Genomic DNA, 15,785 nt, shown 5'->3' with positions numbered 1-15,785 from the left:
AGCCGCTATGATGCAGTGCACAGCAGAATATGCACAAGCATGAACCCGTAAGTTTTGAACACCAGTTCAAAGAGGTGGTCTTGATGTCAACAATCCGGCCGGTGTTTTACGTGTCCGATGGAACCGGTATCACCGCTGAAACGATTGGGCATAGCCTGCTCACGCAGTTCAGTGGATTCAACTTCGTCACCGACCGCATGTCGTTCATCGATGATGCAGAAAAAGCACGCGATGCAGCGATGCGTGTGCGCGCCGCTGGCGAGCGTTACCAAGTGCGCCCGGTGGTGGTCAACTCGTGCGTCGATCCCCAACTCAGCATGATCCTGGCCGAAAGCGGCGCATTGATGCTGGACGTGTTCGCGCCCTTCATCGAGCCGCTGGAGCGCGAGCTCAATGCGCCCCGGCACTCGCGTGTCGGACGTGCGCACGGCATGGTGGACTTCGAGACCTATCACCGCCGCATCAATGCGATGAATTTCGCGCTGAGCCACGATGACGGCATCGCGCTCAACTACGACGAGGCCGACGTGATCCTGGTGGCGGTGTCGCGTGCCGGCAAAACGCCGACCTGCATCTACCTGGCCTTGCATTACGGCATTCGTGCCGCCAACTATCCGCTCACCGACGAAGATCTGGAAAACGAGAGTCTGCCGCCGCGGCTGCGCAACTACCGCAGCAAGTTGTTCGGCCTGACCATCGACCCGGAGCGGCTGCAGCAGATTCGACAGGAACGTCGCGCCAACTCGCGCTACAGCGCGGCCGACACCTGCCGGCGCGAGGTGGCGATTGCCGAGCGCATGTTCCAGATGGAACGCATTCCCTCGCTCAGCACCACCAACACCTCGATCGAGGAAATTTCCAGCAAGGTGCTGTCCACGCTGGGGCTGCAGCGCGAGATGTTCTGAAGTTGCCGGGATTGGGAATTGGATGGCCGTGATGCGGTCGCTACGACGCGCGGTTGCTGCGTGCCGCGCCAAACGCCGGAAACGCTGCCCGCGCAGTTCCGTGTCAGCTCTGAGGAAATGAAGCGGGGCCGGGCATGAGCCTGCCAAGGTAGGCCTGCGGTTGGGCCTCGTCAATGCTGCCCGAGTGGCAGCGCAGCGTGTAGGATCGATCCATGGCGCAAGCACTGAGCAAACTCGAACGCATCCCCAAGTTGAGCCGGTTCGGCTGGCTGATGGGCTTGTATGCAGAGAACTTCCAGCACCTGACCCGGTTGTTCGCACCGGCCGATCTGGCGCCCGGATCCTACGTCTCGACGATCGGCGATGGCCTGGACCTGCGTCTGGACGTGATCGAATGCCACCGCTACACGGTCGAGCTGCGCTTGACCTACGACCTGTGCGACCCGGTGACCGGTGAGCCGGACCCGTCGGCGTATGTCCGCCTGTACCGCGATGCACGCCAGGCAGAGACCACGCATTGCTATGTCGGCCGACGCTGGCAGGATGTGATGGGCATGTTTCCGCCGCCGGCCGAGCTGATCAGCCACCGCATGCGCATGAATACCTTCCTGGGCAAGTGGCTGGACTACCTGGCCGAGCGCGGCCATGGTGTGGCCACGTTGCGCCTGGATACCGACTACGTCGCGCCGCCGCGTCCTGGGTCCCGCACCACCATCGGCTGAGCGACTGCCCGCCGCCGCGCCCTGTGCCGGATCGGTCATACTGATGCGCTTCGTGCCAGATCGCATGCCATGCCTTATACCCCCATCGTCGCCACGCTTGGCTACCTGTTGTCGCCGGATGGCACCCAGGTGCTGATGATCCACCGCAACGCCCGCCCGGGCGACCAGCACCTGGGCAAGTACAACGGGCTTGGCGGCAAGGTGGAAGCGGATGAGGATGTGCTGGCCGGCATGCGCCGCGAGATCCGCGAAGAGGCCGGCGTGGAGTGCGGCGACATGCAACTGCGCGGCACCATCAGCTGGCCGGGCTTCGGCAAGCACGGCGAGGACTGGCTGGGTTTTGTGTTCCTGATCCGCAGCTTTGAGGGCCAGCCACAGGCCTGCAACCCGGAAGGCACGCTGGAATGGGTGGCGATCGACCGCATGGACCAGGTGCCGATGTGGGAAGGCGACCGCAATTTTCTGCCGCTGGTGTTCGACGGCGATCCGCGCCCGTTTCATGGCGTCATGCCGTATCGCGATGGCCGCATGCAATCGTGGACGTACTCGCGCATCTGAGCGGCGGACGAAGCGACTGGGGGAGGCGTGCGTGCCGGTCGCTGGTACGGCATCTGGCTCGTCGCTGTGCGGCCTCTGGCCTCTACGCGTCATCCATCGTCGCCTGCAAAGGGCGCTTCAATCCAGTGACAGCGACGCGTGACACCGCTGGCGAGCGCAAACATGGGCGCCCGGCGCGTCGCCTGCAGTGCGCTGGTCCAGCGTCGCTGTGCAGTTCTCCACATCTGCTGTGGATGAACACTGCGCAAGTCTGTGGACAAGTGTGCACTGGCGTTGCGGCACAAGGCTGTCGCATGGGCTGGTCAAATTTTCGCCAGCCGTGATTACTGCGCGGTCCAACCGCCATCGATGGCGATCGCTTGCCCGGTGATGTTGCGGGCAGCGTGCGACATCAAGAACGCGACCGTGCCGGCAAGCTCGTCGTACTCGATGAAGGCGCCCTTGGGCATCGGCTTGAGCATCACATCGCGGATCACCGCGTCTTCGGCGATGCCGCGCGTGCGCGCCTGATCGGCGATCTGGCGCTCTACCAGCGGGGTGCGCACATAGCTCGGGCACAAGGTGTTGACGGTGATGTTGCAGTCGGCGGTTTCCAGTGCGATGACCTTGGCCAGGCCAACCAGGCCATGCTTGGCTGCGACATAGGCGCTCTTGTAAGGGCTGGCCACCAGCGAGTGAATGCTGCCGATGTTGACGATCCGTCCGTAGCCGGCCGTGCGCATGCCGGGCAGGACCGCGCGGCTGAGCCGGGCGGCGCCGGTCAGCATCACATCCACCAGCAAGGCCCAGCGCTGCATCGGGAATTCGTCCAGTGCGGCCACCTGCTGCAGGCCGGCGTTATTGACCAGCACCTGCGGCGGGCGTGATGCGTCAGCCAGCGCCCGCGCAATGCTTTCTTCGTCGGTCACATCCAGCGCCAGCGCTTCGGCCGAGCCGCCAGCCTCGTGCAGGCTGCGTGCGGTGCGCTCGGCTGCCGTCAGTTGCATGTCGCTGACGATCAGGTGATGGCCGTCGGCGGCCAGTTGGGCGGCAATACCGGCGCCAATGCCGCTGCCCGCGCCGGTGATCAGGATGCTGCGCATCGGATGTTCCTTTGACGAACCGTGCGCGGCCGGAGCGGCCACGCTGATCGCCAGACTAGCGGAGTGTGGCGAAACGGTCGCCTGCATGCCGTGCGCGCGTTACCCTTTGCGCCTTGCTCTTCTCAGGTTCCGCATGAAACGCCATTTCTCGATGCTGCGCGACTTCCAACTCGCGGACTGGTTCACGCTGGCCAACGCCTTCTGCGGTACTGGCGCGGTGTTCGCGTCGATGCGCTTTCTGCAGGAAGGCCATCGCGGCGACCTGCTGCTGGGCATGGCCTTGATCCCGCTGGCATTCGTGTTCGATGCGCTGGACGGGCATGTGGCGCGCTGGCGCAAGGCGTCCTCGACCCTGGGCCGCGAGCTGGATTCACTGGCCGATGTGATTTCGTTCGGGGTGGCCCCGGCGGCGCTGGGCTATGCCTGCGGCATGCGCGGCGGCTGGGATTGGCTGGTGCTGAGCTATTTCGTCTGCTGCGGCGTGAGCCGGCTGGCGCGTTACAACGTGACCGCCGAAGAGATCGCCGGCGAGGCCGACAAGGTGCCGTACTTCGAAGGCACCCCGATTCCCACCAGTCTGCTGCTGGTGATCCTGCTGGCGGTGGCCGCCAGCACTGGCCATATCGGACAGACCCTGTGGTGGGGCCAGTGGCAACTCGGGCCGTGGCAGTTCCACCCGCTGGTGTTGCTGTTTGCGGTGTCCGGCTCGCTGATGATCAGCAAGACGCTGCGGATTCCCAAACCCTGACCGGTACAGCCGGGTACACGCGGTAGGATGGCTGGTGGACAGTCACGGGAAGGGATCATGGCAACCAGCGGTTCGGACAACGGCAACTTCGAAGACAAGGCGCGTCAGTACTGGAGCGCTTGGGGAGATGCCATGCGCCACGGCCAGTCCGCTTCCGCCGCGCAGCCTCCGCCGGCGCCCGGCAGCGATGCGCCGCAGGACTGGCGCAAGGCGGTGGACTGGTGGTCTCAGTTGCTGCCCACGCAGGCTGCACCGCAGGCGCAGGAGGCGATCGACCGCTTCCGCAATCAGGCGGGTGGCTGGTTCGGCACCATGCAACAGGTGGCCGCCCAGTTTGCAGGGCGCGACACCTCGGCCAATGAAGTCTCCGATGCCTGGCGGCATGCGGTGCAAGGGCAGGGCGAGCAACTGATGCAGTGGACGCTGGGTTCGCTGCGTGGCGGCAGCCCCGGCGGTTTCGATCCCTGGCTGCAGGAGGCAGCGCAGTCCCTGGAGAAATGGCGCGAAGAAAATGCGCCGTGGCTGGAGATGCCCGCGTTCGGCTTGAATCGCAATCATCAATCGCGCCTGCAGAAGCTGGCACGTGCCCAGCAGGACTATCAGGCGCAGTCGCAGGCCTATGGCGAGCAACTCAAGGCGGCCATCGAGCAGGCCTTCACGCGCTTCACTTCCAAACTGAGCGAGCACGAAAGCAGCGGCAGTCAGCTGACCAGCGCGCGTGCCTTGTTCGATCTGTGGATCGAAGCGGCCGAAGAATCCTATGCCGACATCGCGTTGTCTGACCACTTCCGCACCGTGTATGGCGGCTTCGCCAACGCGCACATGCGCCTGCGCGCAGCCTTGCAGGAAGAAGTCGAACAGCTGAGCGAGCGCTTCGGGATGCCGACGCGTTCGGAAATGGATGCCGCGCATCGCCGCATCGCCGAACTGGAGCGCGCGGTGCGGCGGATGCTGCGCACTGCCGCTGGTCAGACGGGCAAGCCTGCAACAGCGCCGACGCCTGATCCGGTCGCGCCGATCGCGGCAAAGCGTGCGGCGACGTCGACATCGGATGCTGCGCCAAAGCCGGCAGCTGCAACGAGTGCGGTGAAGAAGACTGCCGCGCGGAAGACGGCGGCCAAGACGAAGACCGCAGCAGCCAAGCCATCGGCCCGCAAATCCAGCAACACGCCGACCGCACGCAAACCACGTGGAGCGCAGCAATGAAAGGCCCGTTGGGATTCAGCGCCGAAGATCTGATGCAGGAAACCCTGTCGCTGCAGCGCAAGCTGCGCGAAGGCCTCAAGCTGCTGCCCGGCGTCGAAGACGTGGACTACGGCGTCACCGAGCGCGAAGAAATCTGGCGCGACGGCAAGGTGGTGTTGTATCGCTTTGTCGGGGAGCAGGCGCCGGTCGCCAAGACGCCGCTGTTGATCGTCTACGCGTTGGTCAATCGTCCCTACATGGTCGATCTGCAGGCCGATCGCTCGCTGGTCAAAGGTCTGCTCGGTCACGGTCAGGATGTCTACGTGCTGGACTGGGGCTACCCGGACCGCTCCGAGCGGTATCTCACGCTGGAAGACTATCTGCTGCGCTACATCGACGGTGCGGTGGATCATCTGCGCGCGCAGTCGGGCCTGGACGCGGTCGATGTGCTCGGTATCTGCCAGGGCGGCACATTCGCGCTGTGCTACGCGGCGCTGCAACGGCCCAAGGTACGCAACCTGATCACCATGGTCACGCCGGTGGATTTCCATACTCCCGACAACATGCTCTCCAACTGGGCGCGCATGGTCGATGTGGATCTGTTCGTGGACACCATGGGCAATGTGCCGGCGGATCTGATGAACGCCAGTTACCTGATGCTCAAGCCGTTCCGGCTGAATCTGCAGAAGTACGTCGGCCTGCTCGACATCCTGGACGACAAGCAGGCGCTGGAAGATTTCCTGCGCATGGAAAAGTGGATCTTCGATTCGCCCGATCTGGCCGGCGAGGCCTTCCGCGAGTTTGTCACCCTGTTCTATCAACGCAACGGGCTGGTGACCGGGCAGGTCACCATCGGCGGGCAGGCGGTCGATCTGCAGGCTGTCGATATGCCGGTGCTCAACATCTACGCCGAGCACGATCATCTGGTGCCGCCGGATGCCTCGCGTGCATTGCGCGGGCTGGTGGGTAGCGACGATTACACCGAGCTGAGTTTCCGTGGCGGGCACATCGGCATTTACGTGTCCGGCCGTGCGCAACGTGAAGTGCCGGTGGCGATCCATCGTTGGTTGCAGGAGCGTGGCGGCAACACCTGATGCGGTGTCGCGCGGCGGTGCGGGCGCCTGCCGCTGCATCCAACTGGCCGCAGCGACCATCACGACACGCTGTCGCCGGGATTTTTACACTTTCGACTCGATTTGCAGGAGTCTTGCCATGTCCACGACCACCGCACTGTCCCGTTCCCTCAACGATCGCATGATCGCCGGCGTGGTCGGCGGTATCGCGCGCCGGTTCGGCTGGAGCTCCACGCTGCTGCGCGTGTTGTTCGTCATCGTGTCGATCGCCTCCGCCGCGTTTCCCGGCATTCTGGTCTATCTGATCCTGTGGCTGCTGATCCCCAACCAGGCCGATTGACGCCCGCCCGGCGCCGCAGGTCTGCATTGCATGTGATCGGCGCCTTGTGGACGCTGCCCAATACCCTGATCGGCCTGGTGATCGGTGCGGCCGGCAGCTGCTTCGGCGCGCGCCCGCGCTGGTCCAGCCAGGAACTTGCGGTGGTATTCCATGCCTGGCCCTGGGGGCCGGGCGGGGCGATGACGCTGGGCAATGTGATGCTGCTCAAGGGCGCCTCGCTCGATCTGCAATGCAGCACCTACGCGCATGCTGCCGGACGTTGCCAGCACCCTCCGGTGCGCCTGGGCGATCACGAGCGCGCCCATGTCTACCAGTACATGCTGCTCGGCCCGCTGTTCCTGCCGGTGTACTTCCTGTGCGGCGGCATCCACGTACGCAACCCGCTGGAGCGGGCTGCAGATACCTATGCGATGCACGGCCACGGCTGGTGGCCGTGGATGTCTCAGCGCACTCGGGAAAACCCGAACAGCTCCGACAACGGGTGAGGCCTGCCTTCCAGTTGCGCCCGCAATAGCCCTGCACCGATCGCGCTATAGGTGATGCCGTTGCCGCCGTAAGCCATGGCGAACGACACCCGCGGCCCGTGTTCGGGGTGCGGGCCGAAGAACGGCAATCCATCCGCGGTTTCGGCAAAGGTGCCGCCCCAGGCAAAGACCGGGCGCAGGCTGACATCGGGCATGGTCCTGGCGATTTTTTTCAGCAATGTCTTCAGTTTGCTCTGCACACGCGCATCGCGGCGCGCGGGAATGTCCACGTTGTCGTCCTCACCACCGGCCACCACGCGTCCATCCGGCGTGCTACGCACGTACAGATACGGGCGCGCGGTCTCCCACATCATGGTGTGCTTGAGCGCGCCCATTTCGCTGTCATGCAAGGGATCGGTCACGAACGCGTAGCTGCTGCGGTTGCGTGCCACGCGCTGCGACAGCCACTGCTGGTTTCCATAGCCTGCGGCCATGATGACGTGCTGGGCGCGTAGCGTGACGCCGTCCTGGGTGCGCAACACGACATGCTGGTCGTGGGATGCAAGGGTGGCGATCGTGCTGCGGTCGTAAATGCGCGCACCGTATTGCTCGCACTCGGCAAACAGCCGGTAGCACAGCCGATACGGATCGACGCTGGCAGCCAGGCGGCTCAGGATCGCACCGTCCGAGCGCACGCCGTAGTTGTGCCATAGCGGTGCGCGCTCGATCCATTCCACCGGGAGCTTGTGCGCTTTTCGGCTATCGAGTTCGCTGCGCAGGTCGTCGATGTCCCGTGCCCGGCTGGCGTAGTACAGGCTGTCCTGGCGCGAGAAGTCGCAGCCGCCAAGCGTATTGCAAAGGCCTTGCAGGTCGACGATGGCTTGCGCGCACGCGCCATAGGCCAGTGCAGCCGCCGGCATGCCGTGCTGTCTGGCCAGTTCGATCATTGGTGTATCGATTTCGTACTGCAGCAAGGCGGTGCTGGCCGACGTGCTGCCCCAGCCGATCTCGCGTTGCTCGATCACGACCACGTCGTGTCCGTGCTTGAGCAGTTCGTGCGCGATCAATGCGGCGGTGACACCACCACCGACGATGGCGACCTCGCACTGGGTGTCTTGCTCTAGGCGCGGGTAGGCACGCATCAACCCATTGCGGATCGACCAGAACGGGTAGCCACTTTTGAGATCCATACAGTGTTGTAAGCAAACGGGTGGATCGCGATTTGACGGCCAAGCGGGGTGAAGCGATCGTGAGGTGGCCGTGGACGTGCGATGGTCACCAAACCGCAAACAGCCGGCGTTAACGTGCGTGGAAAGCTCATCACAGCGCGGTCGTTATCCTCGCGCCACTAACGCAGCAACAGCAGAATAGAAGGTGTGGGTATGTCGATCGTTCTGTACGTCGGTGGCAGCAAAGATGGCGACAAGGGCGTGGTGCCTTACGGCTTCAGCAAGTCGCGCACGATGACCGATACCGGCCCGGAGATCTATGTCGAGCGCATGGTGCCGCTGAAGGATGTCGGCAAGATCCGCGTGATGGCGTTGGAATCGCTGCAGGAAAGCATCCTGGTCGAGCGTGCTGCCACCCATTACGCGCGTCGCGTCAGCTAAGCGCGACTCTCCCAATGCTCGCGCTCGCCACCAGGCGGGCGCGGCCGGTTCACCGAATCGGCATCCCTCAGTCGTTCATTCCGGTTGCTCCGGGCCATTCGCGCCCACCTGACGACCGCTGCTGGTTTTGTCAGCCGCTCCATCGTGCGCCGGCATAGGTTTACGGTGGTCCTGTCAACGGGTTCCCGCGGCGGGCCAGCACTGCGAAAATGCTTTTTTCAGTGAAGCGGTTCCGGCCGCGCCGCCATGCACGATAGCCAGCTTGCCCAGCAGATCGCTCGCACCATCGCCGACGAGATCGGTGCCCAACCCGCCCAGGCGCGCGCCGCCATTGCCCTTCTCGACGAGGGTGCCAGCGTTCCGTTCATCGCCCGCTACCGCAAGGAGGTCACCGGCGGGCTGGACGACACCCAGTTACGTAACCTGGAAACGCGCCTGACCTATCTGCGCGAGCTGGAAGAGCGCCGCGCGGCGATCCTGTCCAGCATCGGCGAGCAGGGCAAACTCAGCGACGAATTGCGCAACGAGATCGCCGCCGCCGATACCAAGTCGCGGCTGGAAGATCTGTATCTGCCTTACAAGCCCAAGCGCCGCACGCGGGCGCAGATTGCGCGCGAAGCCGGCCTCGAACCGCTGGCCGACGGCCTGCTGGCCGACCCGAACCAGGCCCCGGAAGTCGCTGCTGCGCCGTTCATCGATGCAGAGAAGGGTGTTGCCGATATCAAGGCGGCGCTGGAAGGGGCGCGTGCGATCCTGATGGAGCGTTGGGGCGAAGACGCTGCGCTGGTCGGCGAGCTGCGCAGCTGGCTCAACGACAACGGCATCATCCGCGCGCGCGTCGCCGACGGAAAGGAAGACGCCGGCGCCAAGTATCGCGATTACTTCGACCATGCCGAATCCCTGTCCAAGATTCCCTCGCACCGGCTGCTGGCGCTGTTTCGCGCGCGGCGTGAGGAATTTCTGTATCTGGACCTGGAGCCGGGCAACGATGCCGAGGCCGGCCACCGCTATGCCGAAGGGCGGGTTGCACGTAACGCCGGCATTGCCGACCAGGGGCGCCCGGCCGATCGCTGGTTGCTGGATGCGTGCCGGCTGACCTGGCGCGCCAAGCTGCACATGCATCTGCTGCTGGATCTGTTCAACCAGGCGCGCGAAAAGGCCGAGGCCGAGGCGATCGCCGTATTCGGTGACAATCTCAAGGACCTGATGCTGGCCGCACCCGCCGGTCAGCGTGTGGTGCTGGGGCTGGACCCGGGCATCCGCACCGGTTGCAAGATCGCCGTGGTCGATGCCACCGGCAAGCTGGTGGCGACCGAGACCATCTATCCGCACGAGCCCAAGCGGCAGTGGGATCAGTCGCTGCAGACGATCAAGAAGTTGTGCATGCAGCACAACGTGGAGCTCATCGCGATCGGCAACGGGACGGCCAGCCGCGAGACCGACAAGCTGGCCGGTGAGGCGATTGCGCTGTGCGAGGGAGCCAAGTTGCAGAAGATCGTGGTCAGCGAGGCAGGCGCATCGGTGTATTCGGCGTCCGAGTTCGCCGCCAAGGAATTCCCCAATCTGGACGTGTCGCTGCGCGGTGCGGTATCGATCGCGCGACGGCTGCAGGATCCGTTGGCCGAGTTGGTGAAGATCGAACCGAAGGCAATCGGCGTGGGCCAGTACCAGCACGACGTGGACCAGTACCGCCTGGCCAAGGCGCTGGACGCGCGCGTGGAAGACTGCGTCAACGCGGTGGGCGTGTACGTCAACACCGCCTCGGCGGCATTGCTGGCGCGGGTGTCCGGGTTGTCGAGCACGGTGGCGGAAAACATCGTGCGCCATCGCGACGACAACGGGCCGTTCAAGCGTCGCAAGGATTTGCTCAAGGTGCCGCGCCTGGGCGACAAGACCTTCGAACAATGCGCCGGCTTTTTGCGCATCGCCGATGGCGAGGAGCCGTTGGATGTATCGGCGGTGCACCCGGAAGCCTACCCGGTGGTGGAGCGCATCGTCGGCAGCACCGGCAAGCCGATCAAGGCGTTGCTGGGTGATGGCAGCTTTCTGCGCGGCCTCAAGGCGGAGCTGTTCACCGACGAACAGTTCGGCGTACCGACCGTGCGCGACATCCTGAAAGAGCTGGAAAAACCCGGCCGCGATCCACGTCCCGAGTTCAAGGCCGCGCAGTTTGCCGAGGGCATCGAGGACATCAAGCACCTCAAGCCCGGCATGGTGCTCGAAGGGGTGGTCAGCAACGTGGCCGCATTCGGCGCGTTCGTCGATATCGGCGTGCATCAGGATGGGTTGGTGCACATCTCCGCGTTGTCGGACACCTTCGTCAAGGATCCGCGCGATGTGGTCAAGGCTGGCGACATCGTCAAGGTCAAGGTGTTGGAAGTGGATGTGGCGCGCAAGCGCATCGCACTGACCCGACGCCTGTCCGATAGCCCGCCGCCGGCCGATGGCACAGCGCCATCGCGCGACGCGCGCGGAAACGGTGGTCCGGGGCAGGGCCGGCGCGAGGGTGGCGGTGGACGTGGACCGGCGCAGGGCAACAGCAAGCCGCGCACCACGGCTCCCCCGGCCGATAACGCACTGGCTGCCGCATTCGCCCGCGCCAAGCGCACCTGAGTCATGCTGCCTGGCGTGGCGACTGTCGTTGAGTGGGTGTCGTAGAGCGGATATGTAACGTTGCTGCAGGGCCCTTGCCCGCCCACCGTCGCGGGACACGCTGCAAATACGTCCTTGTAAGCTCTTACGCGGCATCCATGCCGCGTAAGGTCCCGCGACGCTGGGCGGGCAAGGACCAGTCGAGTTGATCGGTGTGCAGGGCTTTCAATAAAGCAGTGCTATCAATAAAACAGTCAGCCAACTCTCTGGTGCGGTGTCCTCGTCGCTTGCGGGACCGTGTGGCGGCATGGATGCCGCCGCCACCGAGCCCCCACGGACGGGTTCACGGCGTGTCCCGCGAGCGGCGAGGGCACCGCGCTCTCGATGACCTGAGCTTTTGACTGCATCCAACACGCGACGCGACAAATCGAATCCCGTTGTGCCGATGTAGCCTGGAATGAAGGGTGCAGCCTGCAATGAAGTCGGGCGGCAATCGAAGCGTGCCGGGTGTCAGACGGTGCGCTCCTGCCAGAAATTCTGCATTTGCGATCAGGTCGTTGGCCTCCTTCCTGCCCCCTGTCTGCGTTCTTTTTTACCAGTCGCTATCGGGCGATCTCACGCCTCTCCCGGCACCGCGCGCCTCGGCAACACCAGACGTTCGATCAGATCGACCAGGCCGGGCGGTTCGACCGGTTTGCCCATATGCGCATCGAAGCCGGCCACCACCGCGCGGTCTCGATCTTCTTCGCGCACATAGGCGGTGAGGGCGATCGCCGGGATATGTCGTGGCAGGTCGGTGCGCCCCGAGCGCACCGTGCGGATCAGGTCGTAGCCATCGCGCAGCGGCATGGCGATATCGCTCACCAATACATCGAACTGCGCATCGGCCAGGCACTGTTCGGCGATATCCACCGAGCCGGCTGCCTGTACTTGTGCGCCGGCAAGCATCAGAAATTGCATGACCGCCTCACGCGAATCCTGATCGTCGTCGACCAGCAACAGTCGCACGCCGTCCAGGCGCCCATGGCAGTCGGCAGGCAACGGACCCACCTGCGCGGTGGCAGTGCCCGACGATGCCGGACGTAGGTCGCTGACCCCATGCTGGAACGGCAGCACGATGGTGAACATCGATCCCTTGCCTTCGCCGGCACTGGAGGCGCCCAGGCTGCCGCCGTGCAGATCGATCAACTGGCGCGAGATGGACAAGCCTAGCCCCAGCCCGCCGACGCGGCGCGTGGTGCCGGCATCGGCCTGCCGGAAGCGGTCGAACACATGCGGCAGGAAGTCGGCGGCGATGCCGATGCCGGTGTCCTGCACGCACAACCGCAGCCGATCGTCTTCGATGTCCAGCGCCACCCGCACCGTTCCCGTAGGCGCAGTGAACTTGAGCGCATTGCTGAGCAGGTTGGTCAGCACCTGCTGCAACCGTCCGGCATCGCCAAAGAACCACAATTCGCCTTCGGCAGGCGCATCCAGTTCCAGCTTGATATCCCGTGCGAGCGCGGTCGGTTGCATCAGTTCCACCGTGCTGCGCGCCAGACCGGCGATGTCGAAGTGTTCGGCTTGCAGGCGGATCTTGCCGGACAGGATCGCGCTCATGTCCAGCAGGTCGTCGATGATCTGGGTCTGCGCACGCGCACTGCGCTCGATGATGACCAGACCCCTGCCCAGATTGGCTGGCTCGAACACCTCGGACTGCATCAGCCGCGACCACCCCAGGATGGCGTTGAGCGGGGTGCGCAACTCGTGGCTGAGCGTGGCCAGGAATTCGTCCTTGATCCGGCTGGCATGCTCGGCCTGGCTGCGTGCGGCGGTCTCGGCTTGCAGCGATTGTTTGAGCTTGGCATCCACGCGCGTGCGCTCGATGACGATGCCGGCCAGGTGCGACGCGGAGCGCGCCATTGTCTGTTCGCGCAGCGAGGGCTGGTGCGGGCGGTCGTAATAGATGTTGAGTGTGCCCAGCACCTGGCCATTGCTGGCCACAATCGGCGTCACACAACACGCCCTGATGCCCATCGCGACCGAGATCGCCTGATGCTGGCTGAAGTTCGGGTCGTTCTGGATGTCTTCGCAGATCACCTGGCGCCCGATAAACGCAGCGCGCGCGCAGGGCGGCCCGTCCGCGCTGATCGGCGCCGGTTCGAACTGCCCGTGATAATCGATCGGAAAGTGCGGCGCCGAACCGAAGGCCAACTTATGGTGGATTTCGTCCAGCACCATCACCGCGCAGTACAACGGAATCTCGCCACGTGCCTCCACGCTCAATGCGATGGCATCCAGTACCACCGGTAGCGGTGCGCCCGTGGTGATCAGGCTCAGGATCGCGCGGTCGGACGCGGTGGCATCCTCGATATGCTTGCGTTCGGAAATGTCGGTAAGCGAACCGATATGGCCAAGAAACCGTCCATCGCTGGCAAAGTGCGGCGAGGCGGTGTCGATGCACCAGCGATACTGCCCGTCGTGGCGGCGCACGCGGTATTCGGCAACAAACTCGCCGCGCTGCGCCAGCGCTTGCTCAAACGATTGGCGCACGCGCGCATCATCGTCTGGATGCATGACGTCCCACCAGCCCTGATCCATCGCCTGGTCTTCGGCCTGCCCGGTGAAGTGGTACCAGCGCGGATTCCAGTAGATGCAATTGCCTTGCGCATCGGACATCCAGATCATTGCCGGCACGGTTTCGCACAACGCGCGGAAGCGCGCTTCGCTTTCGCTCAGTCGCTGTTCGAACGCACGGTGGTCATGGATGTCGGTATAGGTGCCGATCCATTCGCTGATATCGCCTTCATCGCTGCGCACCGGCAGGGCGCGCGCCAGATGCCAGCGTGGTTGGCCGTCGTGACGCAGCAGCTCGCATTCCATTTCATAGGCGCGCTCGCCGCTCAGTGCCGACGTCCAGGCCTGGTCGGACATGCACAACCCGTCGGCGGTGTGCGCCCGCTGCCAGGCCGCGTCTTCGTTACTGGCCGGATCCAGCCCGGTGTATTCGTACCAGCGCCGGTTGAAGTAATGCGGCTGTCCATCCGGCCCGGCGATGAAGATGATCTGCGGCAGGGTATCGGCCAATTGGCGTAAACGCGCTTCGTTGGCAGCCAGCTGTTGTTGCGCCTTGGCCCGTTGCATCGATTCCCAGCAGCGCGCCGCGACCAGGCGGACCAGCTCGATCTCGCTCGACAACCACCTCCGCGGTGTGCGCTGATGCACCCCGATCGCTGCGACCAGATTGCCATGTTTATGGAAGGGGATCGCCAACGATGCGCGCAGACCCGAGCGCCGGTATTCGTCTACCACGTAGTCCGGTGCGCCCGGTGCCATCGCGTCGGTGGTGAACCATGGGCGGTTTTCCAGCAAGGCATCGCGCAGCCCCTGCGCCAATTCCATCGGGAAATCACCTTGCAGGCTCGGCATGTCCTTGACGTAATCGCTGATCACATGCAGGGTCCGGCCATCGTCACTTGGCAGGCCGAACCCGCAGCGATTGGCCTGCAGATGCTCACCGAGCAAGCGCATGCTGGTATCGATGATCTGACGTGGATCGGAGATGTGCTGCAGCGCGTCTTCGAGCATCAACAGAAAACTATCGCGGCTCTCGCCGTTGCGTTGATGGGTGACATCGAAGCCGTGCACCAGAATCGCGTCGATGCGGCCATCGCTGTCGCGCATCGGCTGGTAGAGGAAGTCCACGAAGATTTCATCCAACGCAGCGGTCGGCGTGCGTTGCAGGTAGGCGGTCATCGATTCGCCAATGAACGGCTCGCCACTGCGCCGCACTTCGTCGAGTAGCCGCTGATAGCCTTGATCGACGATTTCCGGCATCGCCTCGACCAACGACCGTCCGATCAATGGCCGATCCCCAGCCAATGCATGAAAGCGCTGGTTCGCGCTTTCGACAATGTAGTCAGGCCCGCGCAGCACGGCCATGAAGGCCGGCGATTGCTCGAGCACCGAGGGGGCCGGCAGCAGCGCCGCATCGCTGCGGACAGCGCAGACCGTGGGGGCGAGCGCATTGGCAACGTAGAGCGTCCCCACCTGTTGTCCAGCGTGCAGGACCGGGCTGCAAGACCACGCCGCCAGGTTCAGCGCCGCCGCTGCATCGGCATGCATGTCGTCGGCGACGGGCACATCGACGCGCGTTGCCAGCGGTTGCCCGAAGGCCGCAGGGTGTCGCCGACCCAGCAATGCAATGCAGGCATCGTTATAGATGCAGCGCGCGTCGCTCCCCCAGACCAGCAGCATCGGCACCTGCGCGTTCAGACAGACAGACAGCGTTGTGTGCAGCGCCGGCGTATCGCGCAGTAACGGATCTGCGGCGCAGGTCGATGCCAGCAACAGCACCGCGGTTTCGCTCGCCTTCGGCAGCAGGCCCGCAAACGGCGACACGGTAATACCCATCCCAGCGATCCGTCCGTAAATGTTCTATGTCAGATTCTAGTGGCAACCACGTCCGTAACGAAGGCTGGCAGCCGGCACAACGTCGCCGTTGGCGACAGGGGGGGGCAGAAGTGG

Annotated in this window: 13 protein-coding genes and 1 pseudogene; 10 read left to right on the top strand and 4 right to left on the bottom strand. The window is 64.3% G+C overall.

What is annotated here, in order from left to right:
* The first annotated feature begins 83 nt into the window (after window positions 1-83).
* The 3 genes from GGR61_RS04595 (at window position 84) to GGR61_RS04585 (ending at window position 2,185) form a co-directional block, all read left to right on the top strand.
* Window positions 84-905 carry a pyruvate, water dikinase regulatory protein gene (locus GGR61_RS04595; RefSeq protein ID WP_184408154.1) on the top strand — a complete coding sequence of 274 codons (822 nt, stop codon included), beginning with the start codon at window positions 84-86 and terminating at the stop codon, window positions 903-905.
* 212 nt (window positions 906-1,117) lie between these two features.
* A complete protein-coding gene (locus GGR61_RS04590; protein ID WP_184408155.1) occupies window positions 1,118-1,627 on the top strand; it encodes a DUF1249 domain-containing protein in 510 nt (169 codons plus the stop codon).
* Between the two features lie 69 nt (window positions 1,628-1,696).
* Complete coding sequence (locus GGR61_RS04585) at window positions 1,697-2,185, top strand: 8-oxo-dGTP diphosphatase (protein WP_184408156.1); 489 nt, start codon at window positions 1,697-1,699, stop codon at window positions 2,183-2,185.
* Window positions 2,186-2,508: 323 nt separating this feature from the next.
* Here GGR61_RS04585 and GGR61_RS04580 read toward each other — a convergent pair whose 3' ends face one another.
* A complete protein-coding gene (locus tag GGR61_RS04580; protein ID WP_184620602.1) occupies window positions 2,509-3,267 on the bottom strand; it encodes a 3-hydroxybutyrate dehydrogenase in 759 nt (252 codons plus the stop codon).
* 85 nt (window positions 3,268-3,352) lie between these two features.
* Between GGR61_RS04580 and GGR61_RS04575 the strand changes: the two genes are divergently transcribed.
* From GGR61_RS04575 to GGR61_RS04555, 5 genes are all read left to right on the top strand, one after another.
* Window positions 3,353-4,015, top strand: a complete 663-nt coding sequence (locus tag GGR61_RS04575) for a CDP-alcohol phosphatidyltransferase family protein (protein ID WP_184408158.1) — start codon at window positions 3,353-3,355, stop codon at window positions 4,013-4,015.
* Between the two features lie 54 nt (window positions 4,016-4,069).
* Entirely contained in the window at window positions 4,070-5,221 is a 1,152-nt protein-coding gene (phaE, locus tag GGR61_RS04570) for a class III poly(R)-hydroxyalkanoic acid synthase subunit PhaE (RefSeq protein WP_184620735.1), read from the top strand.
* Entirely contained in the window at window positions 5,218-6,294 is a 1,077-nt protein-coding gene (locus GGR61_RS04565; RefSeq protein WP_184620601.1) for a class III poly(R)-hydroxyalkanoic acid synthase subunit PhaC, read from the top strand. The genes phaE and GGR61_RS04565 overlap by 4 nt, the downstream gene beginning before the upstream one ends.
* 118 nt (window positions 6,295-6,412) lie before the next feature.
* Window positions 6,413-6,613, top strand: a complete 201-nt coding sequence (locus tag GGR61_RS04560) for a PspC domain-containing protein (RefSeq protein WP_184408160.1) — start codon at window positions 6,413-6,415, stop codon at window positions 6,611-6,613.
* Window positions 6,610-7,098 carry a hypothetical protein gene (locus GGR61_RS04555; RefSeq protein ID WP_184620600.1) on the top strand — a complete coding sequence of 163 codons (489 nt, stop codon included), beginning with the start codon at window positions 6,610-6,612 and terminating at the stop codon, window positions 7,096-7,098. The genes GGR61_RS04560 and GGR61_RS04555 overlap by 4 nt, the downstream gene beginning before the upstream one ends.
* Here the strand turns inward: GGR61_RS04555 and GGR61_RS04550 are convergent.
* Window positions 7,056-8,267 carry an FAD-dependent oxidoreductase gene (locus GGR61_RS04550; RefSeq protein ID WP_184408162.1) on the bottom strand — a complete coding sequence of 404 codons (1,212 nt, stop codon included), beginning with the start codon at window positions 8,265-8,267 and terminating at the stop codon, window positions 7,056-7,058. The genes GGR61_RS04555 and GGR61_RS04550 overlap by 43 nt on opposite strands.
* Before the next feature lie 192 nt (window positions 8,268-8,459).
* On the opposite strand from GGR61_RS04550, the gene GGR61_RS04545 reads away from it, so the two are divergent.
* Window positions 8,460-8,687, top strand: coding sequence for a hypothetical protein (locus tag GGR61_RS04545; RefSeq protein WP_184408163.1), 228 nt, complete (start codon window positions 8,460-8,462; stop codon window positions 8,685-8,687).
* A gap of 246 nt (window positions 8,688-8,933) precedes the next feature.
* Window positions 8,934-11,300: a Tex family protein gene (locus tag GGR61_RS04540; RefSeq protein ID WP_184620599.1), complete on the top strand. Its 2,367-nt coding sequence runs from the start codon at window positions 8,934-8,936 to the stop codon at window positions 11,298-11,300.
* Window positions 11,301-11,894: 594 nt separating this feature from the next.
* Here GGR61_RS04540 and GGR61_RS04535 read toward each other — a convergent pair.
* Window positions 11,895-15,224: a PAS domain S-box protein gene (locus GGR61_RS04535; protein WP_326520617.1), complete on the bottom strand. Its 3,330-nt coding sequence runs from the start codon at window positions 15,222-15,224 to the stop codon at window positions 11,895-11,897.
* A 66-nt stretch (window positions 15,225-15,290) separates the two neighbouring features.
* Window positions 15,291-15,671: pseudogene (locus GGR61_RS21350) on the bottom strand (histidine kinase); the annotation flags it as partial.
* Between the last annotated feature and the right edge of the window lie 114 nt (window positions 15,672-15,785).

Origin of the sequence: Xanthomonas sp. 3058 (genome assembly GCF_014199765.1) — a bacterium.
In the GTDB taxonomy this organism is placed as follows: Bacteria; Pseudomonadota; Gammaproteobacteria; order Xanthomonadales; family Xanthomonadaceae; genus Xanthomonas; species Xanthomonas campestris_B.
Note: the sequence above shows the minus strand (reverse complement) of the source record. Positions and strands in the feature narration are given on the sequence as shown.